The sequence below is a fragment of the Alistipes sp. AF48-12 genome (assembly GCF_003477565.1).
Taxonomy (GTDB): Bacteria; Bacteroidota; Bacteroidia; order Bacteroidales; family Rikenellaceae; genus Alistipes_A; species Alistipes_A hominis.
Genome location: NZ_QUDJ01000006.1, coordinates 119,991 through 140,854, shown reverse-complemented (window position 1 = coordinate 140,854; position 20,864 = coordinate 119,991). Strand labels below are relative to the sequence as shown.

Sequence of the window (20,864 nt, the reverse complement as noted above, 5' to 3'; positions counted from 1 at the left end):
CCACGTTCGGTTTCTTTGCAAAATAAAGGAAAATTCGGGGAATAAAAAAATATCCGTCCGTCCTTGTCCGAAAACCGAAAGAGAAGCGAGATTAGGGTATAGGAAAACAAAAAGGCTTCGCATCGCGAAGCCTTTTTTACCGCCCGGACGGAACGGATTATTTGTCGAGCGACAGTTTTTCGCTGTTTTTGTTGGTTTTGCCTTCCGCGGCGTATTTTTTGTTCAATCCTTCCAGAACGATTTGCGTGATGTCCAGCGACGGGTCGGCGTTCATGACCGGGCCGCCCGAAGTCGTGCTGAGAATGATTTTGAAACGGTAGTCGCTGTTGAATTCCTTCAGGTATTCGGTGATGTTGTAGTGGATTTTGTTCAGCATGACCTGTTCCTGTTCGGCCAATTCGTTCATCACTTTGTCGCGGTGCTGAACGAACGACTGCTGTTTTTTCTCCAGATTTTCCTGCATGGTCATCGCTTCCGAACGGGTGACCAGCCCTTTGTCGATCTTGTTCTGGTAATCTTTCAGGTCGGATTCGAGCTGCGCCCTTTCGAGGTGAGTTCCGCATCCGCTTTTTTGGCTTTGGCTTCGTATTCGGCGCGCAGGTCGAGGTACATGTCGTACTTGCTGATCAGCGAATCGACGTTGAAGTAAGCGATGGTCCCGCTCGATGCCGCTGCTGCAGCGTCGCTTTCCGTGGTTTCTGCGGCAGGTTTCGTTTCGCCGCCGGCCGGGGCTTGGTTTTTGTTGCAGCCTACAGTCGTCAGGGCGACCGCAGCGAGAATTAACAGGATCTTTTTCATGTCAGATTTTAAAAATGTGTTTTATAAAATTCGGTTTTGTTTCGTGCTTGCGGATTTTCCGTACCTGTTCGAATCCGTTTGACAGAGCGTGTTTTTCCGCCGATTATTGCGCAAATATATTAATTATTTCTTTTCATTTGCTTATTTTTGCAGGTAAATATGGTAGCGTATTATGTATGAATACATCACGGGTCGGATCGAGACGCTGACTCCGGCGTCGGTCGTCGTGGAAGCTGCGGGCGTCGGGTATTTTTTGAATATCTCGTTGCAGACTTTTTCGCAGATCGGTTCCCGGACGGAGGTGAAACTGTATACCCATTTTGCGGTGCGTGAGGACGCGCAGGTGCTTTACGGCTTTTTCAGCCGCGCCGAACGCGATATTTTCCGGTCGTTGATCGGCGTTTCGGGAGTCGGGGGCAATACGGCCCGGATGATCCTCTCTTCGTTTACGGCCGAGGAGGTCTGCACGATCGTCGCGACCGGACAGGCCGACGTGCTGAAGACCGTCAAGGGACTCGGTCTGAAAACCGCGCAGAAAATCATCGTGGAATTGCGGGATAAGATCGGCGCGGGCAGCGCTGCCGCGACTTCCGTTCCGGTGCAGGGTGCGGCGGGGGAGACTTTCTCCGAGGCGGTGGCCGCGCTGACGATGCTCGGATTTACGCGGCAGGCGACCGAGAAGGCGTTGCGGGCTATTCAGCAGGAATCTCCGGCGGCTTCGGTCGAGGAACTGGTGCGGCTTGCGTTGAAGCGTTTGTGACGCCGGCCGCGGGACGCGGAACGCGGCGACGGAAAGATCGTTCCGTTTTTGCGGCCGGATCGATTTTTTTTACGGAAAATTACGGCAATCCGGCAAATTATTCTATTTTTGTTGCCAAATTCGTGGCATATGTCTATGCTTCCTGGCAGTAATGGTTTGTTTTTTAGGGTTTTCGGCAGAAAGCCCCGGCGCTGTTACATGAAAATCGAATAAACATACTATCATATGGATTTATACCTGATCATCGTCATCATTATGCTTGCTCTGGCAGTCTCGGGACTGGTTGTGGGAGTCGCTAACGATGCGGTGAATTTTCTAAATTCGGCCCTGGGTTCCAAGGCCGCGCCCCGCTATGTGATCATGACGGTGGCTTCGGTCGGAATCATCGTCGGAGCCATCACTTCGAACGGGATGATGGAAGTCGCCCGCAGCGGCGTTTTCCATCCGGAGATGTTTACATTCGCCGAGGTCATGCTGCTGTTCCTGGCGGTGATGTTCACCAACGTGATCCTGCTGGATATTTTCAACACGCTGGGAATGCCTACTTCTACTACCGTGTCGCTGGTGTTCGGGCTGTTGGGAGCCGCCGTAGGGATCAGTATCTTCAAAATAGCGAACGATGCGCTGGTGACGCTGCCCGACGGTTCGCTGGCCACGATGGCCGACATGATCAATACGGGCAATGCGATGGCGATTATCGGCGGAATCCTGATTTCGGTGGTAATCGCTTTTGTTTGCGGTACGGTCGTGATGTACATCACGCGGCTGATCTTTTCGTTCCGTTACCAGTCGAAGCTGAAGTCGTACGGAGCCGTCTGGTGCGGGATCGCTCTGACGGCTATTTCGTATTTCGCCGTTTTCAAAGGGTTGAAAGGGACGCAGGTCATTCCCGCCGACTGGATGAGCTGGATGGAAGGGCATATACCGATGATGCTCGGCGGGCTGCTGGTCGGCTGGAGCTTGATTATGTCGATTCTCAGTATGCTGAAGGTGAATATCCTGCGGATCACCGTGCTGGCGGGCACGTTTTCGCTGGCGCTCGCTTTCGCCGGCAACGATCTGGTGAACTTCATCGGGGTGTTTGTCGCCGGAGTCGACGCTTACGACATCGTCCGGACGACCGGGGATACGAATATGCTGATGGGCGGACTGAACGATCCGGTCGTCGCCAACCTGCTGATCCTGTTCCTTTCGGGAGCGGTCATGGTCGTTACGCTGTGGTTCTCGAAAAAGGCCCAGAGCGTTTCCGACACCGAGATCAATCTGGCGCGCCAGGATGTAGGCGTAGAGCGTTTCGGTTCGACCTCTGCGTCGCGGGCGATCGTCCGCGCCACGATCAACTGCAATAAGAATTACGAGAAGTATACGCCCGAGCGGATTCAGCGTTTCATCGCGAGCCGTTTCGTCCCGGTTGCCAATGCGAAGGACAAAGCGCCTTTCGATCTGATCCGGGCGACGGTGAACCTGACGGTCGCCTCGCTGCTGATCTCGATGGCTACGTCGTTGCAACTGCCGCTTTCGACCACTTACGTGACCTTTATGGTGGCGATGGGTAGTTCGCTTTCCGACCGGGCCTGGGGGCGGGAGAGTGCCGTGTACCGGATTACCGGGGTGTTGACCGTGATTGCCGGATGGTTCTTTACGGCATTGGTGGCCTTCACGATCTCTTTTGCCGTTGCCGTTTTGCTGATGTGGGGCGGGGTGTTCGCCGTGGCTGGACTCAGTGTGCTGTGCTGTTATCTGATGATCCGGAGTACGAAGGCGCATAACCGGAAGTTGAAACGCGAAGCCGAAAAGCAGGCCGAACACAAGGCCGTTACCGACGAAAGTTCGATCGTGGATCGCAGCGTGCGGGAGATTACCGAAATGATGAACAAGGTGACGACGATCTACAACCAGACGCTGATCGGTTTGTTCAACGAAGACCGTAAGTTGCTCAAAAACATGGTTCGCGAATCGGAGGCGCTCTATCAGGTCGCGCACGAACGGAAACACGAAGTGCTGCCGACGCTGCTCGAGTTGCAGGAGAACTATGTCGAAACGGGGCATTATTACGTGCAGATCGCCGACTACCTCGACGAGGTAGCCAAGGCGCTGGTGCATATCACCCGGCCGAGTTTCGACCATATCAATAACAACCACGAGGGATTCCGCGTCGATCAGTTGGAAGATCTCAAACGGGTCAACGATCAGGTAAGCCGGATTTATCTGCATATCAACGAAATGCTGCGAACCAGCCATTTCGAGGAGTTGGACGAAATCCTGCGGATGCGCGACGAACTGTTCGATACGCTCGCTGCGGCGATCAAGAGCCAGATCAAGCGCGTGAAGGCGAAAGCCTCGACCACGCGCAGCAGCATCCTCTACCTGACCATTATCAACGAAACCAAGACGATGGTGCTCCAGAGCCGGAACTTGTTGAAAGCGCAGAAGTATTTCGTGATGAAAAAATAGGCGGCGTCCGGTTTTTTTGCAAAAGATTTCCGCCAACGGGCAATATTTCGGGCCGGACGCAGTTTGATATAATAGCGGGAGGGGCGTGTTGTTTTTGGAGGAAATTAGTCGTAGATTTGTAACCGGTTAGAGTTGCGGCAGTGAAACGAATTTTGTACATATTGGTTCTGGCGGCTGCTTTCGGCGGGTGTAAGGACGACGAGACCTACCTCGATAAGCAGCGTACTTCTTTCGAGAGTTATCTTTCGAGGATGGATTTTTCCTATACGACGCCCAACGGCGTTTACCGGTATGTGGCTAATGCGGATCGGGAGGGGTATGACCGGGAGGTGCCGGTCGAATACGGCGATTCGGTCAGTTTCGATTTCGCCGCCTACTTGTTTTCTTCGTCGATCGGCGCGCTCTACTACACCAACGTGAAAGAGTGGATTCCTGCGAAGGACCTGGAGGTGCTCAATCCGGAGTACTGGGACTTCTCGACGCGGCGGATCAAGCTGGGCAGCGCTTCGCTCGTCAAAGGTCTCGAATACGGCCTGGTGAATAGCCGTCAGAACGATTCGCTGTTGCTGTTCATGACTTCCGACCTGGTTTACGGAACCGAGAACATGGGAGTCGTGAATCCCGATCAGCCGGTCGTGTGGGCGGTAAAAATTAAAAAAGTAGTGAAACCATGATAAAAGTTATTCGGGCGATCCTGTCTGTTTTTATCGTTGCCGTGTCGGTCGCTTCCTGCGCGAAACAGCCTTCCGACGATTTGGGGGGCAGGCAACAGCTCGCCTTCGAGGAATGGATGAAATATTACGGCGACGGAGCGTCAAACAGTCGACGGGTATTTATACTAAAAAGCTGGATTCCTTGCCCGGTAACGTGATCAGGCATCCGCAGGAAGGCAACTGGATACGGGTAAACTATACGGGGCGGATCCTCAATACGGGAAATATATTCGTTACGCGCGACAGCGCTACGGCGCAGTTGCAGGGCACTTTTCAATATTATACGCATTACGTGCCCGAATATTTCCAGTTTAAGAGCGATAACGGTTCCGTGCCGAGCGGCATGTTGTACGCGCTCGGCGAGATGAATGCGGGGGACGTCGTCCGTGCCTATATTCCTTACGGATTGGCGTACGGGACTTCGGGGACGTCGTTCGGTTCGGGCTACGAAGGCCAGGTCGCTTCCGTTCCCGGGAGCACGCCGATCATTATGGATATGGAACTGCTCGAAATTGTCGCCGATCCGGTGATTGCCGAAAACGAGTTGGTGCAGGATTTCGCTTATAACGAGTGGGGCAAGACGATCGAAGATACGGTGAGGGCCAACATTTACCGCCGGACGTTGAGTTTGGGCAAGGATACGGCTACCGTAAAAGCGGATACGACGGTCAGCGTGTATTACGTGGGACGTTTTATGGACGGTTTCGTTTTCGATACGAATATAGAGGATACGGCCAGAAAGTATAATATTTACAGCTCTTCGAACCGTTACGATTCGATCACCGTGAATACCGGCGGAACGGATACGACCTATGTGAAGGGTTTCTACCATGCGATCGTCGGGATGAAATTCGGGGAAACGGCGCAGACCGTCTTTACGTCGGCCTACGGTTACGGTTCCACGTTGCAGAGTCCCGAGAACGAGACTTGGATCAATCCCTATACGCCGCTGATGTTTACGATTATGGTGATTCCGCCCAATGGGGACGGTACGGCCTACCATCCGTACAGCATCAAAGGGGTGAAAGCGCTGACCAAGGACGAGGATGACGTGTGGATCACGGGTTACGTGGTCGGTGCGGTTGACGGCGCCAGCGTCGAGACGGGAGCCGTCTATTCCGATACGGTCAAGGTCAAAACCAATATCCTGCTGTCCGATATCCGTACTCCGGACGACGCTTCGCGGGTCGTGGCCGTCGAATTGCCCGAAGGAACGATCCGGGATAAGCTGAACCTGGTGGACAATGAGGCCATATACCGAAAAAAAATCGTCGTTCGCGGAAATATCAGGCAGTATCTCGGACAGACCGGTCTGGTCGATGTGACGCAGTATGTCAAAAAATAGGACGATATAAGAACGGACGGAGGGGGAAGGAAAGCGGTTTTCTTCCCCTTTTCCGTAGGGTTATGGCAAACGATTACTTCTCTTTCAAACGGTTTACGGTGTGGCAGCGCCGCGCTGCGATGCGGGTCGGAACCGACGGAGTGTTGCTCGGCGCCTGGTTCGATCCGGGCGGAGACGGCGCGCGGATGCTGGATGTGGGCACCGGTACCGGCGTGATCGCGCTGATGGCGGCCCAGCGGAATCCGTCGGCGCGGATCGATGCCGTCGAAATCGATGCCGGCAGTTGTGCGGATGCCGCGGAAAATTTCGCCGGGTCGCCCTGGGCGGAACGCCTGGCTCTTTTCGGTGAGTCTTTCGTGTCCTTTTGCGGGCACGCTACGCGGAAATACGATCGGATAGTCTCCAATCCGCCTTATTTCGTCGGTTCGCTGAAGTGTCCCGATCCGGGACGTACCCGGGCGCGGCATACCGATTCGCTGCCCCATCCGGAATTGCTGGCCGGAGCGGCCGGGCTGTTGACCGAAAAGGGATGCCTGAGCGTCGTGCTGCCGGCGGACGGAGCGGATGCGTTTACCGGGCAGGCGGCCCGATACGGCCTGTTTCCGGCACGGACGCTTGCCGTTTGCCCGGTGCCGGGGACGGTGCCGAAACGGATGCTGATCGAATTCCGGACATTCCGGGGGGGCGTCGAAACGGAAGTGCTGGCGATTGCGCCGGAAGGCGGAACGGGTTATACGGACCGGTACCGGGCGCTGACCGGAGATTTTTATCTGAAAATGTGAGCGTTTTTCGAAATATAGTGTATTTTTGTTCGTACCGTTTCGGCGAGAATAGCGAATTAAAAACGATAGATTATGAAAAAAGTGTTGGTTTTAGGTGCGTTGTGCGCCCTGGTAACGGGGGCTTCGGCACAGGTTAAAGCTTATAAGGCGGATCAGATGACGAATCCCAACTCGGTGGCTTATGCGCTGCCGCGCACGGTGGTCAAAGTGCGTGTCGTTGCGGAAAAAGAGAGCGTGCGCGTCGGCCCGTATGCCCGGTTCGCTCAGAAATACCTCGGCGTGATCGCTCCGCTGGCCGATAAGGATATCTATACGATCAAGAGTGCGACGCTTTGCGGCGTTCAGGAGGCCGATCCGGCGGAAGTGTACGCGCTGGACAATCCGGACAAAAGTCCGGTGCGGATTTACGATCCGACTCCCGAAGGATTCGTTGCGGCCCCGCTGGACGGCGTGGAACCGGCCGGCATCGCCGGCCCGATACGTAAGGGAGTCCGGATGCGGGGCGCCGGCCCGGATGTGATTTCCTATGTCGAATGCGATACCGCTTTTCTGAAGGTGCCGATCGACAAGCAGAGCACGGTCGAGAAAAGCGCCGAATCGATGGCGGCGGATGCGGCTAACATGATCTTTTCGTTGCGCCGGCATCGGCTCGATCTGGTGACCGGTGAAGCCGGCGAGAATGTGTTCGGCGGCGGTTTGAAGGCGGCTCTGGACGAGATCAGCCGCCTGGAACAGGAATATTTGGCTTTGTTCCTCGGTAAACAGTACCGACAGACGGTCGCGAGGGAATACAATGCGCTTCCGTCGAAAGACGAAAATACTTTGGTCGTATGCCGCTTCTCCGATACGGCGGGTCTGTTGCCCGACAACGACCTTTCGGGCCGTCCGATCACGCTGGAAATGACCCCTGAGAAAAAGGCCGAGGCCTCTCCGCTGGCGAACCGGAACAAGGAGATCAAGGGCGGAGTCTTTTACCGCATAGCCGATATGGTGAACTGCCGGCTGACCGATGGGAACCGTCAGATCGCCCAGGCACGGATGCCGATCTATCAGTTCGGGGTGGTGGTACAGGTGCCGGTTACGGCCGTTAAATAGGGTTCCCGAATGAACGATACCGCATTGATGATCCGCTTGTTGGGACGCCTGAAAAAAGAGATGAACGGCGCTGTGGCGGAAGCGATGCAACGCAGGGGACTGAATTATCCGTTGAATTACGGGGTTTCGGTTCCGACGATCCGAAGCATTGCCGGGGAGTACGGTACGTCGCACTCCCTGGCGATGCTTTTATACCGTCAGCAGGTGCGCGAGTTGAAATTGGCTGCCGCTTTCGTCGACGATCCGCAGCAAGTTACGCCGGATCAGATGCGGTTGTGGGCGGACGGGTTCGCGAATACCGAATTGGTCGAGCAGGTGGTGTATAATCTGTTCCGCAAGGCGCCCGGCGCGGAGCGGGTTGCGCTTGAGTGGCTCGACTCCCCGAAGCCGTTGTTGCGTTACGCCGGTTTGCTGACGGCCGCTTCGACGGTGCGTCCGGAGATGGAACAGACGATGAGACAGGCGTTTTTCGACCGGATCGACCAGCTCGTTTTTCGGGAAATCGACAGCTCCGCCGTCTTGCGCGGGATTGTGACGGCCTTACGGCAGTTGGCCCGTACCGGCCTGTCGATGCGCCGAATGGTGGAAGACCGGATCGCCGTTTACGGAGCGGCTGCGGAAAGTTTGCCGCAACAGGTCGCCGAAGAACTCCGGTGGCAGTTGGAATACCTCGATCTGGCCGGGTAAATTATCTGAAGTCGATTATTTCGACATCCTTGTATTTCTTTTTGTCGAATGTGAATTGATCGGGCGCGACAGCGATGTCAGGCGTGATCTTGCTGATTCTGATTTCGACGGTACCCGCGCCGTCCGTGTCGTAATCGATACCGACGGGCAGTCCGCTCTGCGGATCGAGTAGCAATCGGATCGACCGGTAGCCTGCGCCCTTGACTTTCGGCGTCAGTTCCACCCGTTCCGCCGTCCGTCCGCCGACCGCGACGCTTCCTTTATAGGCGTTATCGAAATCCTGTTCATCCATCTTGAAAAAACGGGAAGGGTTCGACAGGAGCGAATGGTCGTTCGGGTCGGGCTTTTCGATCGTCACCTCGTCTTCGTTGCTGTTGTAGGTGTATAGCAGCTTGCCGTCGCAGAACAGTTCGTAATCGTTTACATGGACGTAATAGCGGTCGCCGCTGACGACGATCCGTCCGGCTACGTCGCTGAACTCGTTCTCCATGCTGGCCGTAAAGAGTATTTCGTACGCTTTACTGGAAGCGATCTTGTCGGACAGTGTGCGGATCAGTTTCGCGGATTTCTCGTCGGCATGAGCCGTGGTGAGCGTGAAAACGAGCAGCAGCGGCAGGATGATTCTGCGGAGCAGGCTGGATCGGTCGTGTGGTTTCATAACGGAAAAATCAGGTTTGAACTCTCTTCGAAAGCAACGGAATCGGTCGGTTCCGTTGCTCTTTTGTAAAAACGCGTTTCTGCGATTAAAAATTATCGAGCGACTTGAAAATATGTTCCAGCGACAGAATGTCCTGGATCAGTACTTCGCGCGGTTTGCTGCCTTCGGCTTTGCCGACGATGCCGGCCATTTCGAGTTGATCCATCAGCGGCCGGCGCGGTTGTATCCGATTGAGAAACGCCGCTGGATCGACGAGGTGGACCCCTGCTGGTTCTGTACCACGAAACGGGCGACGTCTTCGAACATCGCGTCCAGTTGCGACAGGTCGTTCGGTTTGCTGCCTGCGGCTCCTGTGTCTCCGCCTCCTTCCGGCGTGTATTCCGGCAGTTCGTAAGCGCCTACGTATCCGCGCTGTCCGGCGATGAATTCGGTGATCCGTTCGATCTCGGGCGTATCGACGAACGCGCATTGTACGCGTATCAGGTCGTTGCCGGTCGAAACCAGCATGTCTCCGCGCCCGATCAGTTGGTTGGCTCCCGGCTGGTCGATGATCGTCCGCGAATCGACCATCGACGTGACCCGGAAAGCGATCCGCGCCGGGAAGTTGGCTTTGATTACGCCGGTGATGATGTTGGTCGTCGGTCGCTGCGTGGCGATCACCAGGTGGATGCCGACGGCCCGCGCCAACTGCGCGATCCGGGCGATCGGCGTTTCGATTTCGCGCCCGGCGGTCATGATCAGGTCGGCGAACTCGTCGATGATTACGACGATGTAGGGCAGGAAGCGGTGTCCCTTGTTCGGGTTCAGCTTTCGGTGGATGAATTTGTCGTTGTATTCGGTGATCTTACGCACCTCGGCGGCCCGCAGCAGGTTGTAACGGGCGTCCATCTCGATGCAGAGCGAATTGAGCGTATAGATCACCTTGTGCGTATCGGTGATGATCGCGTCCTCTTCGCCGGGCATTTTCGCCAGGAAATGACGTTCCAGCTTCGAATAGAGCGTCAGTTCCACCTTCTTCGGATCGACCAGCACCAGCTTCAGTTCCGACGGATGTTTCTTGTACAGCAGCGACGTGATGATCGCGTTCAATCCGACCGATTTGCCCTGTCCGGTCGCGCCGGCTACCAGCAGGTGCGGCATTTTGGCCAGGTCGATGACGAACGTTTCGTCCTGAATCGTTTTGCCGAGCACCACCGGGATGTCGTAGTCCGATTCCTGGAACTTCACCGATTTGATGATCGAGTACATCGAGACGATCTTCTTGTCTTTGTTCGGCACTTCGATGCCGATCGTTCCCTTGCCCGGGATCGGCGCGATGATCCGGATGCCGAGCGCGGCGAGACTCTGCGCGATATCGTCCTCGAGGTTCTTGATTTTCGAAATACGAACGCCAGGAGCCTGTACGATCTCATACAGCGTGACCGTCGGCCCGACCGTCGCTTTGATCTTGTCGATCTTGATCCCGAAATTTTCGAGCGTTTCTTTGATCCGGTTTTTGTTTTCGACGATCTCTTCGCTCGTTACGCTGACTTCGACGCTGTGGTCTTCGAGCAGTTCGATCGGCGGGCGCTGGTACGACGATAGGTCGAGCGTCGGGTCGTACAGCGCGCTTTCGATCTCCTCGTCGCTGAGGCTTTCGTCTCCCGGCAGCCGTTCGACCGTCAGATCGCGTCGTTCCTCGATATCGAGCCCGTCCGGAACGGCCGCGACGAACGCGTCGTCTTTCGCCTCGGCGCCGGAAGTCTCGGGGGTCTCGGCGGTATATGCGGGAGCGGATTGGAACTGCTGCGTTTCCTGAGCCGGCGGGCAGGCGGTCTCCGTCGCCGAAACCGGCGGTTCGGGATACGTATAGGTATCCGTTCCGATGTCCGTTTTGCCGGTCGCGGGAGCGGGCGTTTCTTCGGCTTCATCCCCGCTGGCATACTGGATAACGAATCCGTCTTCGTCTTTTTCCGGCGGCGGTGGCGCCGTTTTGGCGTTCATGTCCGTGATGACGAACCCTGCGTCGTCCACTTCGACTTTCCCGGTGCGCGCCGGTCGGGGTTCTTCTTCCGGCAGAGCCGGCGCTCCGGAACGGTCGACGATCGTAAATCCGTTGTCGTCGATCAACTCGCCCGGATAGAGCGGGGGATCGTCGTCGGCCGAACGCACGATGAACGGATCGTCGTCGTCGATCTCTTTTTTCCCTTTTTTGCTTTTGGTTTCCGGTTTCGCGTCGTCGGTCTGTTTGGCTTCGTGGCTGAGGATGCGGCCGCGGTCGTCGATACGGCTTCGCCGACTTTACGCCCGTTGTCGACGATCCCTTTGCCGACGCGGTTGATCATCGAGATGGTGTTGCGGTTGATGTAGATGGCATACAGAACGATCGACAACAACAACAACAACCCGGTTCCGATCGTTCCGATCACCGATACCAGCCATTCGGCGATCGAAATGCCGTGCCGTCCGCCCAGTCCGGTGCCGAACACTTCCCAATTGCCCCGGAAAAGGAATCCGAGCGTCAGCGACCCGAGGATCATCAGGATCAGCGTCAGCCGCACCGATTTACGCAGCATCGCCGGTCGGAACCGCATGATCCGCAGCGAAAAGATGATCAGCACGGCCGGAATGCACAGCCCGAACAGCCCGAATCCGTCCGCTACGACGGTTTTGGCCAGGACGGCTCCGAGTTTCCCGCCCCAGTTTTGCACCCGAGCTTCGTTGACGGTTTCTTTGGAAGACATGAATACATGGGTCCAGTCCGTTACCGACTGGTCGTCCTTCCAGAAAAAGAAGAACGACAGCACCGATACCGCCAGGAACAGCGCGAAAAACAGCAAGGCGAATCCGTAGATCCACCGCTTCGTGTCGCTCATGCCCTTGACTTCCGGTTGTTTTGCCGCGTTTTTTTTAACTGCCATAGTTGCAACCCGTTTTCAGGTTTTTATTATCCGCGCCGGATGCTCCGGCGTTTTTTAATCGATGTCCATCGTCCGTACCTGCTCGCTTTTGGCGATCAACCGCTGCCGGTACGTTTCGTCGGCGCTGGTCATAAAATCGTACTGCGGGGTATGTTCCGGCTCCGCCTGCAGGTCGAATCGCCGCAGCAGGGCCTCGGCCTGCCGTTCGATCGCCGCCGCCGGATTCACCAGGTCGACCCGCCGTTCCCCGATTACCCGGCGCATGGCCGCCGACAGGAAAGGGTAGTGCGTGCAGCCGAGTACGATTTGGTCGGCTCCGGCATCGAGCATCGGGCGGAGCAGTTTGTCGACCCGTGCCAGCGCTTCGGGCGTTTGCTCGCGGTTGCTTTCGACCAGTTCGACGAAACCTTCCCCGACCTGCGTCAGGATTTTCACCCGGTCGGCATAGCGTTGCGACGTTTCGCGGAACAGACGGCCGTTCAGCGTCGCCGCCGTCGCCAGAATTCCGATCACTCCGCTGCGCGATGCCATCGCCGCCGGCTTTACGGCCGGTTCGAGCCCGACCAGCGGCAGCGCGTAGTTCCGCCTCAGGTGATCGATCGCCATCGCCGTCGCGGCGTTGCAGGCGACGACGATCAGTTTGACGCCTCGGTCGATCAGCCGCCTGACGGCCAGATCGACGTAAGCGGTCACCTCTTCGCGGTTTTTGTCTCCGTACGGACAGTTTTTCCCGTCGCCGTAGTAGATCAGCGATTCGTGCGGCAGTTTCCGGTAAAGCTCCCTCCACACGGTCAATCCGCCCAATCCCGAGTCGAAAACCCCGATCGGTGCGTTATTCATTGCGCGTCTCTCCTTTTTTACGTTCGATCCACCGGCGTGCGTTGACGAATGCCTCGATCCACGGCGTCACTTCGTCTTCGGTGCGCTCTTCCGGATAGTATGCCCAGTTCCACGGGCGTATCGCCCGTTCCAGGTGCGGCATGATCGCCAGGTGACGGCCGTCGACCGAACAGATGGCGGCCGCGTTGTAATCGCTGCCGTTCGGGTTGGCCGGATACTCGGGATAAAGGTAGCGCACCGGGATGTTGTAGCAGCTCTCTTCGTACGGCAGCCGGAATTTTCCTTCGCCGTGCGCCACCCAGATACCCAGCCGGCTATCCGACAGCGATTTCAGCATTACCGAGTCGTTCGGTTCGATCTGTACGCCGAGGAAGGACGACTCGAACTTGTGCGAGTCGTTGTGCAGCATTTGGGGTTTTTCCTCGTGCGCCGGCGTGATCAGCCCCAGTTCGACCATCAACTGGCAGCCGTTGCAGACGCCGAGCGACAGTGTGTCGGGACGCGCGAAGAACTTGTCCAGCGCTTTTTTCGCCTTTTCGTTGTACAGGAACGCTCCGGCCCAGCCTTTGGCCGATCCGAGTACGTCCGAGTTCGAGAATCCGCCGGTAAATACGATCAGGTTCACGTCTTCGAGCGTTTCGCGCCCTGCGATCAAGTCGGTCATATGCACGTCTTTTACGTCCATACCGGCCAGGTGCATGCACCATGCCATTTCGCGGTCGCCGTTGATCCCTTTTTCGCGGATGATGGCGGCCCGGATGCCCGACGGTTTGCGGCGGCTCGCTTCGAGTTCCCACTGCGACAGTTTCCCGGTGAAGTTTTCCGGGAATTTATAGACGAGTTCCTGGTTCTTGTAGTTTGCAAAACGCTGCGCCGCTTTCTGCGGGCCGCTCTGACGGCGGTCGAGCAGGTACGAAGTCTTGAACCATGTGTCGCGCAGATCATTCACCAACAGCGACATTTCCAGTCCGTCGTGCATGAACGCGAACCGGCGCTCCTGGTTGACGTCCCCGATTACATAGGCGTCGACGCCGGCGAATTTCAAGTCTTCGCAGACCTCCACGCCGTTTTCGACCTGCAGCACCAGCGCCGGTTTTTCGCTGAACAACAACCGTACGATGTCGCGTTCGCCGAGCGCCGCGAAACTCAGATCCATGCCGCTCGTGTTATCCGCAAAGGTCATTTCGAGCAGCGCCGTGATCAGACCGCCGGCCGATACGTCGTGTCCGGCCAGCACCTTGTCTTCGGCGATCAGACCTTGTACCGCCGCGAACGCTTTCGAGAAATAATCGGCGGACTGTACGGTCGGCACTTCCATGCCGACGCTGCCGAGCGTTTGCGCCAGGCTGCTGCCGCCCAGACCGAAAGCCGAGCGGCTCATATCGACATATACCAATTGGCTGCGTCGGTGCTTGAGTGCCGGCGACACTGCCTTTTTAACGTCCGACACTTCGGCTGCCGAGGTGATAATTACTGTACCGGGGGCGTATACCAGTTCGCCGTCGCGGTATTTCTGCGTCATCGACAGCGAATCCTTGCCGGTCGGAATGTTGATTCCGAGCGCCAGCGCGTAGTCGCTGGCCGCTTGTACGGCCGAATAGAGCCGCGCGTCCTCGCCCGGATTCTTGCACGGCCACATCCAGTTTGCGCTCAGCGATACCGACGACAGCCCGCCGTCGATCGGCGCGAACACGATGTTGGTCAGCGCTTCGGTGATCGCCAGCACCGATCCTTTCGGCGCATTGGCCAGCGCCGCCGCCGGAGCGTGCCCGAGCGCCGTGGCGATGCCGTGCGTTCCCTGGTAGTCGAGCGCTACTACCGCGCAGTCGTTCAGCGGAAGCTGGATGCTGCCGGCGGTCTGCTGCATCGCGATCCGGCCGGTCACCGACCGGTCGACCTTGTTGGTCAGCCAGTCCTTGCAGGCTACGGCTTCGAGCTGCAGCACGTTTTCGAGGTATTTCACCAGGTTGCCGGCCCGGTATGCCGGCTCTTCGAACGTTTCTTCGACCGTGCGGTCGTTCAGCACCGTGCGCGGCGCCTTGCCGAACATGTCTTCCAACTTCAGGTCGATCGGTTTTTCGCCGGTTTTATGGTTGACGAACGTGAACTGCATGTCGCCGGTCGCTTCGCCGATTACGTAGAACGGGGCGCGTTCGCGTTTCGCGATGCGGCGCAGTTTCCCGATGTGTTCTTCCTTCATCACGAGTCCCATGCGTTCCTGCGATTCGTTGCCGACGATCTCTTTGGCGCTGAGCGTGGGGTCGCCGATCGGCAGTTGATCCATGTCGATTCGGCCGCCGGTCGCTTCGACCAATTCGCTCAGGCAGTTCAGGTGGCCGCCCGCGCCGTGGTCGTGGATCGAGATGACCGGGTTCATCTCCTCTTCCGATACGGCCCGGATCGCATTGTAAACCCGTTTCTGCATCTCCGGGTTCGAACGCTGCACGGCGTTCAGCTCGATCGCTCCGGCGTATTCGCCGGTTGCCACCGACGAAACGGCTCCGCCGCCCATGCCGATGCGGTAGTTGTCGCCGCCGAGCAGCACGACCTTGTCGCCCGCGTGCGGTTCGTCCTTGATGCTGTCCTGTTTGCGGCCGTAGCCTACGCCGCCGGCCTGCATGATGACTTTGTCGAATCCGTATTTCTTGCCGTTCTCGAAGTGTTCGAATGTTTGCAGGCTGCCGCAGATCAGCGGCTGCCCGAATTTATTGCCGAAATCCGACGCGCCGTTCGACGCTTTGATCAGGATGTCTTCGGGGGTCTGGTACAGCCACTCGCGGGCTTCGGTCTGCTTTTCCCATTCGCGTCCGCCGTCCAGCCGCGGGTAAGCCGTCATGTAAACGGCCGTTCCGGCTACCGGGAACGCCCCCTTGCCGCCGGCGATCCGGTCGCGGATCTCGCCGCCGGTTCCGGTCGCCGCGCCGTTGAACGGCTCGACGGTCGTCGGGAAGTTGTGCGTTTCGGCCTTGATCGAAATGACGCTCTCGAACTCCTTGATCTCGAAATAGTCCGACGTGTCGTGGGTCGCAGGGGCGAACTGTTCGGCCTTCGGGCCTTGTAGGAAGGCGCAGTTGTCTTTGTAGGCCGAAACGACGCGGCCGGGGTGCTCGTTCGTGGTTTTGCGGATCAGCCCGAAAAGGGTCGTGTCCTTCTCCTCGCCGTCGATGACGAATTGTCCGTTGAAAATCTTGTGGCGACAGTGTTCCGAGTTGACCTGCGAGAAACCGAATACCTCGCTATCGGTCAGCTTACGCCCTACGCGCCGGCTGACGTCCTCCAGGTAGGCGATCTCTTCTTCGCTGAGCGCCAGCCCTTCCTGTTTGTTGTAAGCGGCGATGTCGTCGATGTAAACTACCGGATCGGGCTGCTTGCTGATCGTGAATACCTGCTGGTCGATCGTATGGTATTTCCGCTTCAGCATCGGGTCGAACGCGGCGTTTTCGTCCTGCGCTTCGTCGAATTCCTCGATCCGCAGGATGCCGTGCAGGCCCATGTTCTGCGTGATTTCGACGGCGTTGGTACTCCACGGCGTAATCATTTCGCGGCGCGGGCCGATGAAAATACCTTCGAGGCTTTCGGCCCCGAGGTGTTCGGCTCCGCCGAAAAGCCATTGCAGCCGGGATATCTCTTCCGCAGAAAATTCCGTCGTCGCCTGAACGGCATATACGGTATCGTCTTTCTTGAAAAACAGGATCATCGTTATAGGGTTTAATGTTTATTCGTTTTTATGTCGTCCGGCCGCGCGGTCGCTACCGGCGGGCGATCCGTTTCAGCAGCGGCTCGGCCTGTTCGTACGGAATCCGGTATTCGATCGTTCCGATCGCGTAAGGAGCCACCTCGTACGGATTGTACAGCATGGTCACGCCGCTGCTGTCGATGCCCACATTTTCCGGCAAAGGTAATTGATCCGTTCCAACAAACAAAGCGTCTTCGCTCAGAGCTGCGTCCGAAAGGTGCTTCGCGAAATATTGCCGGTTCAGCCGTTGCAGTCCGGCGGTATCGGAAAACAGATCGGCTTTATCCAGCGGCTTTCCGCTTTCCGTATCGAAATTGAAAAACAGGTTGGTCAGCAAACCGTGCGCCCCGCCGGTCAGGGTATAGACGGTGCACCGCAACGACGTTACCTTACCGCATTGACGGATCTCTCCGTGGAAACGCAAGTCGTAAGGAAGACGGGCGGTCTGCGGATCGCGGTTTTTGCGCGCCAATAGCGAGTCGGTCGCCTGCTGCGGCGTCATTCGGGCGTATTCTTCGTCCGTCAGGCCGAAACCGGTTTTAATTCGGTCGGCGATTTTCCGATTGATCGAATCGGCGCTTCGCCCTCCCGCCGCAACCGGATAGCTCACTTCGACATAATCGCTGTCTGCGGTGAAAGTGCTGTGTCCGAAAGTCTCTTGTCGCCACGAAAGCTGCGAACCCGACGGGGAGCATCCCGTCACGGCGGCCAGAATCAGGAGGTAAAACAGGTTTTTCATCGGATTTACTGCTCTTTTTTCGTTTCGATGTATTCGGCGATGTGATGTGCGATGTAGTCGTCCCGGACTCCGTCGCAGTCGATGATCAGCTTTGCCTGCATGTAGTACTTTTCGCGTTTTGCGACATTTTCGCGGATAAAACCGATCAATTCTTCTTCGCTTTTGTCGCGCAGCAGCGGCCGTTTCGCCTTGCCGTGTTCGAGGCGCCCGGCCAGTTTCTCGGGACTCATTTTGAAATAGACCGTCAGTCCCGCGCGGTTCATCGTTTCCATGTTGTCGAAGAAACACGGCGCGCCGCCGCCGGTCGCCACGATGGCCTCCCGTTCGGAGGTCAGCTCGGCCAGCACTTCGCGTTCGGACTGCCGGAATCCGGTTTCGCCTGTTTCTGTGAAGATTTCGGCAACGCTTTTGCCGCAGCGCTGTTCGAGCAGCGTATCCATATCCAGAAACCGGACGCCGAGTTGTTTTGCCAGTGTCCGGCCGATCGTGCTTTTGCCGCAGCCCATGTATCCCACTAAAAATATCAGCATCTTTCGGATCGGTTTTACATTATTCTTCCCCGAACAGGTTCATCTGTTTGGTGTTCTGCTGCTGTTCTTCTTCGGCGGCGATGTCGAACTCGACGGTATCCCCCGCGACGTAATTTTTCGGGGGAGCGGTTTTGCCGGCACCGCCGGCGTCGGGCGCGCTGCTGCGTTCCGGCGCGGTCTTCCCGGTCTCTCCGGAAGTCTCTTCCGCTCCGTTTTCGTCGTCCGGACGTCCGGGCGTCTCCTCCGGCCGCGGTTCCTTGTCGAGCGGTTCGGCGAATACGATTTTATCCACGTCGAGCGTCGTGACTCGTTTCCCTTTCGCCCGGTGGCTCTTCACTCCGATGAACTCGTCGACGTCGATCGTGTCGTCGGGCCGCCCGGCGTTGTGTCCGCCGTAAACGACCTGCAACTGCGGATAGGTGTCGCTGTTGATCGCCACCATGTACGATCCGGCGGTGTCTTCGACGAAATTCTGCATTTTGTTGTCGCTCGATTCGGCATTGAACCGCTTGACGTAGTAGTAGTTCTGTTCTCCGTCGAAATAGACGACCGAATAGATCCGGTCGCTGTCGTATTTTTCGACGCGGATCGTGTCCTCCGGGAAATGCAGGCCCAGGTCGTAGTTCGCCGTGTAATAAAGCCCTTTGCCGGTCATTACGATCAACTTGTCGTCGCCGACGAATTCGCCGAGCAATTCGCCGCGCCCGTCGGTGTTCAGCCGACGGATTTCGTCGTCGTACCATACGTCCACGCCGCCGAGGGTCGATGCGCCGCGCTCCTTCAATACGATCTTATGGATCGCGTAGCGCGAGAACAGGTTGCCCTGCGATTGCCGCCCTTTGATCGCCAGTTCGCTGAAGTTCAGGTCGACGATCAGCTTTTTGAGCCTCGGCCTCGGTTTGAAGTAAACCTTCAGGATTTCGGCTTCGCCGTTCGGGTTGACGCTCATGTACAAGATATCGCTTTTCGGCGTTCCTTTGGTGATGTCGTATTCGCGGTCGCGCGTGATTCCTTTGATCGCGCAACGTTTCATCATCACCGGCCCGTTGCGCCCGTCGCGGTACAGCACGTTGTAGATCGTCCGTTCGTCGTTGCGCTTGAAGATACCTATATAATAAATGTTCTTCGCGAAGAACGCCTTGTCCGACACTTTCGTGATGATGTATTTGCCTTCCTTCGTGATGACGATCACGTCGTCGATGTCCGAGCAGTCGCAGACGAACTCGTCCTTACGCATCGCCGCTCCGATCCCGAAAAATCCCTCTTCGCGGTTGACATACAGCTTGGCGTTCGCCACGACCACTTTCGTCGCTTCGATCGAGTCGAAACTGCGCAGTTCGGTTTTCCGCTCGCAGTTTTTACCGTATTTATCGCGTATCCGCGTAAAGTAGGCGACCGCGTAGTCGATCAGGTGTGCCAGGTCGTGCTTCACCTGCTTGATCTCGTCCTCTACGTTGCGGATGTGTTCGTCGGCTTTGAACGCATCGTAGCGCGAAATGCGGATCATTCGCAGTTCGGTCAGTTTGACGATGTCGTCGAGCGTGATTTCGCGCCGTAGCAGGCGGGCGAACGGTTCGAGTCCCTTGCCGACGGCGGCGTAGGCCGCTTCCCGCGAGGTGCACTCTTCCATCAACTGGTAAATCCGGTTCTCGATGAAGATCTTTTCGAGCGACGACATGTGCCAATCTTGTTCGAGTTCTTCCATCCGGATCTCCAGCTCGCGTTTGAGCAGTTCTTTGGTATGGTCGGCGCAGCGTCGCAGGATTTCGCGGACGCCCATGAAGTGAGGTTTCTCGTCCATGATGACGCAGGCGTTCGGCGAGATCGACACTTCGCAGTCGGTGAACGCGTACAGCGCGTCGATCGTCCGGTCGGACGACTCGTCGTTGCTGACGTGAATTACGATCTCGACCTTGTCGGACGTATTGTCGTCGACCTTCTTGATTTTGATCTTGCCTTTGTCGTTCGCGCGGATGATCGAATCCTTGATCGACTCGGTGGTCGTGCCGAACGGAATTTCGGTGATCGCCAGCGTCCGTTTGTCGATCTTGTTGATCCGGGCGCGCACTTTGACCGCTCCGCCGCGCAGTCCGTCGTTATAGCGCGATACGTCGGCCAGCCCCCCGGTCGGAAAATCCGGGTAAATTTCGAAGTCGCCGCCCCGGAGGTAGGCGATGCTCGCGTCGATCAGTTCGTTGAAGTTATGTGGCAGGATTTTCGATGCCAGTCCGACCGCGATGCCCTCGACTCCCTGGGCCAACAACAGCGGGAATTTGACAGGCAGCGTTACCGGTTCCTGATTCCGCCCGTCGTACGACAGCATCCATTCGGTGACTTTCGGGTTGAACACCACGTCCAGCGCGAATTTCGACAGCCGCGCCTCGATGTAACGCGGGGCGGCGGCTCCGTCGCCGGTCAGCACGTTGCCCCAGTTTCCCTGGCAGTCGATCAGCAGGTCTTTCTGCCCGAGTTGCACCAGCGCGTCACCGATCGAGGCGTCGCCGTGCGGGTGGTATTGCATCGTCGACCCGATGATGTTCGCCACTTTGTTGTACCGGCCGTCGTCCAGTTTCTTCATCGCGTGCAGGATGCGCCGCTGCACCGGCTTCAGCCCGTCTTCGACATGCGGCACGGCGCGTTCGAGGATCACGTACGATGCGTAATCCAGAAACCAGTCCTGGTACATGCCGGTCAGTTTGCGCCGGTCGGGTTTGTCGTCGGTCAGACGTCCGTATTTTCCGGCGCGGGCGTTATTTCCTCCGTCCGTTTCCGCGCCGGCCGGGAGGTCGTCCCGGCGGTTGTTGATATTTTGTTCTTCGTTCATGTC

17 protein-coding genes and 1 pseudogene are annotated in these 20,864 nt (G+C 57.2%); 8 read left to right on the top strand and 10 right to left on the bottom strand.

Translation table 11 applies throughout. The features are described 5' to 3' along the window. Nucleotides 1-157 precede the first annotated feature (157 nt). Both DW082_RS14985 and DW082_RS14980 read right to left on the bottom strand, forming a co-directional pair. Nucleotides 158-490, bottom strand: coding sequence for an OmpH family outer membrane protein (locus tag DW082_RS14985; protein ID WP_259335531.1), 333 nt, complete (start codon nucleotides 488-490; stop codon nucleotides 158-160). Nucleotides 491-519: 29 nt separating this feature from the next. Then, the gene (locus tag DW082_RS14980; protein ID WP_259335526.1) at nucleotides 520-798 is read right to left on the bottom strand and encodes an OmpH family outer membrane protein; all 279 of its coding nucleotides are present in this window, start codon (nucleotides 796-798) and stop codon (nucleotides 520-522) included. A 172-nt stretch (nucleotides 799-970) separates the two neighbouring features. Here DW082_RS14980 and ruvA point away from each other — a divergent pair, with 172 nt between their 5' ends. The 8 genes from ruvA (at nucleotide 971) to DW082_RS05445 (ending at nucleotide 8,634) form a co-directional block, all read left to right on the top strand. Further along, a complete protein-coding gene (gene ruvA, locus DW082_RS05475; RefSeq protein ID WP_055202207.1) occupies nucleotides 971-1,558 on the top strand; it encodes a Holliday junction branch migration protein RuvA in 588 nt (195 codons plus the stop codon). Nucleotides 1,559-1,783: 225 nt separating this feature from the next. Continuing rightward, entirely contained in the window at nucleotides 1,784-4,012 is a 2,229-nt protein-coding gene (locus tag DW082_RS05470; protein ID WP_118457733.1) for an inorganic phosphate transporter, read from the top strand. A 152-nt stretch (nucleotides 4,013-4,164) separates the two neighbouring features. Continuing rightward, entirely contained in the window at nucleotides 4,165-4,686 is a 522-nt protein-coding gene (locus tag DW082_RS05465) for an FKBP-type peptidyl-prolyl cis-trans isomerase (protein WP_118457731.1), read from the top strand. Continuing rightward, entirely contained in the window at nucleotides 4,683-4,883 is a 201-nt protein-coding gene (locus DW082_RS14480; protein ID WP_182424100.1) for a hypothetical protein, read from the top strand. Before DW082_RS05465 ends, DW082_RS14480 begins: the two co-directional genes overlap by 4 nt. Next, nucleotides 4,868-6,070 (top strand): DUF6359 domain-containing protein, encoded by a 1,203-nt coding sequence (locus DW082_RS05460; RefSeq protein ID WP_182424099.1) that lies wholly within the window; start codon nucleotides 4,868-4,870, stop codon nucleotides 6,068-6,070. Before DW082_RS14480 ends, DW082_RS05460 begins: the two co-directional genes overlap by 16 nt. Before the next feature lie 62 nt (nucleotides 6,071-6,132). Continuing rightward, a complete protein-coding gene (locus tag DW082_RS05455) occupies nucleotides 6,133-6,852 on the top strand; it encodes a tRNA1(Val) (adenine(37)-N6)-methyltransferase (RefSeq protein ID WP_118457727.1) in 720 nt (239 codons plus the stop codon). Nucleotides 6,853-6,924: 72 nt separating this feature from the next. Further along, complete coding sequence (locus DW082_RS05450; RefSeq protein ID WP_101571449.1) at nucleotides 6,925-7,947, top strand: DUF4831 family protein; 1,023 nt, start codon at nucleotides 6,925-6,927, stop codon at nucleotides 7,945-7,947. 9 nt (nucleotides 7,948-7,956) lie between these two features. Further along, nucleotides 7,957-8,634, top strand: coding sequence for a DNA alkylation repair protein (locus tag DW082_RS05445; RefSeq protein WP_118457725.1), 678 nt, complete (start codon nucleotides 7,957-7,959; stop codon nucleotides 8,632-8,634). Between the two features lies 1 nt (nucleotide 8,635). On the opposite strand, the gene DW082_RS05440 is transcribed toward DW082_RS05445, so the two are convergent. The 8 genes and pseudogenes from DW082_RS05440 to DW082_RS05405 form a co-directional block, all read right to left on the bottom strand. Next, entirely contained in the window at nucleotides 8,636-9,292 is a 657-nt protein-coding gene (locus DW082_RS05440; protein ID WP_118457723.1) for an outer membrane lipoprotein carrier protein LolA, read from the bottom strand. Nucleotides 9,293-9,377: 85 nt separating this feature from the next. Further along, nucleotides 9,378-11,197 (bottom strand): annotated as a pseudogene (locus DW082_RS05435) (DNA translocase FtsK); the annotation flags it as partial. A 200-nt stretch (nucleotides 11,198-11,397) separates the two neighbouring features. Then, nucleotides 11,398-12,192, bottom strand: a complete 795-nt coding sequence (locus DW082_RS05430; protein WP_118457722.1) for a DNA translocase FtsK 4TM domain-containing protein — start codon at nucleotides 12,190-12,192, stop codon at nucleotides 11,398-11,400. Nucleotides 12,193-12,246: 54 nt separating this feature from the next. Continuing rightward, on the bottom strand, nucleotides 12,247-13,032 hold the full coding sequence (gene murI, locus DW082_RS05425; RefSeq protein WP_055202188.1) for a glutamate racemase: 786 nt from the start codon (nucleotides 13,030-13,032) through the stop codon (nucleotides 12,247-12,249). Then, a complete protein-coding gene (gene purL / locus DW082_RS05420) occupies nucleotides 13,025-16,729 on the bottom strand; it encodes a phosphoribosylformylglycinamidine synthase (protein ID WP_118457720.1) in 3,705 nt (1,234 codons plus the stop codon). The genes murI and purL overlap by 8 nt, the downstream gene beginning before the upstream one ends. A 52-nt stretch (nucleotides 16,730-16,781) precedes the next feature. Continuing rightward, nucleotides 16,782-17,507, bottom strand: a complete 726-nt coding sequence (locus tag DW082_RS05415; RefSeq protein ID WP_101571439.1) for a DUF3298 and DUF4163 domain-containing protein — start codon at nucleotides 17,505-17,507, stop codon at nucleotides 16,782-16,784. 5 nt (nucleotides 17,508-17,512) lie between these two features. Continuing rightward, the gene (locus DW082_RS05410; RefSeq protein WP_055202182.1) at nucleotides 17,513-18,037 is read right to left on the bottom strand and encodes a shikimate kinase; all 525 of its coding nucleotides are present in this window, start codon (nucleotides 18,035-18,037) and stop codon (nucleotides 17,513-17,515) included. Nucleotides 18,038-18,056: 19 nt separating this feature from the next. Next, complete coding sequence (locus DW082_RS05405; protein WP_118457718.1) at nucleotides 18,057-20,861, bottom strand: DNA gyrase/topoisomerase IV subunit A; 2,805 nt, start codon at nucleotides 20,859-20,861, stop codon at nucleotides 18,057-18,059. Nucleotides 20,862-20,864 lie beyond the last annotated feature (3 nt).

Coding starts and splice junctions, on each gene's coding strand:
- DW082_RS14980 (WP_259335526.1), bottom strand. CDS start 798: ATGAAAAAGATCCTGTTAATTCTCGCTGCGGTCGCCCTGACGACTGTA.
- ruvA (WP_055202207.1), top strand. CDS start 971: ATGTATGAATACATCACGGGTCGGATCGAGACGCTGACTCCGGCGTCG.
- DW082_RS05470 (WP_118457733.1), top strand. CDS start 1,784: ATGGATTTATACCTGATCATCGTCATCATTATGCTTGCTCTGGCAGTC.
- DW082_RS14480 (WP_182424100.1), top strand. CDS start 4,683: ATGATAAAAGTTATTCGGGCGATCCTGTCTGTTTTTATCGTTGCCGTG.
- DW082_RS05455 (WP_118457727.1), top strand. CDS start 6,133: ATGGCAAACGATTACTTCTCTTTCAAACGGTTTACGGTGTGGCAGCGC.
- DW082_RS05450 (WP_101571449.1), top strand. CDS start 6,925: ATGAAAAAAGTGTTGGTTTTAGGTGCGTTGTGCGCCCTGGTAACGGGG.
- DW082_RS05445 (WP_118457725.1), top strand. CDS start 7,957: ATGAACGATACCGCATTGATGATCCGCTTGTTGGGACGCCTGAAAAAA.
- DW082_RS05440 (WP_118457723.1), bottom strand. CDS start 9,292: ATGAAACCACACGACCGATCCAGCCTGCTCCGCAGAATCATCCTGCCG.
- DW082_RS05430 (WP_118457722.1), bottom strand. CDS start 12,192: ATGGCAGTTAAAAAAAACGCGGCAAAACAACCGGAAGTCAAGGGCATG.
- murI (WP_055202188.1), bottom strand. CDS start 13,032: ATGAATAACGCACCGATCGGGGTTTTCGACTCGGGATTGGGCGGATTG.
- purL (WP_118457720.1), bottom strand. CDS start 16,729: ATGATCCTGTTTTTCAAGAAAGACGATACCGTATATGCCGTTCAGGCG.
- DW082_RS05415 (WP_101571439.1), bottom strand. CDS start 17,507: ATGAAAAACCTGTTTTACCTCCTGATTCTGGCCGCCGTGACGGGATGC.
- DW082_RS05410 (WP_055202182.1), bottom strand. CDS start 18,037: ATGCTGATATTTTTAGTGGGATACATGGGCTGCGGCAAAAGCACGATC.
- DW082_RS05405 (WP_118457718.1), bottom strand. CDS start 20,861: ATGAACGAAGAACAAAATATCAACAACCGCCGGGACGACCTCCCGGCC.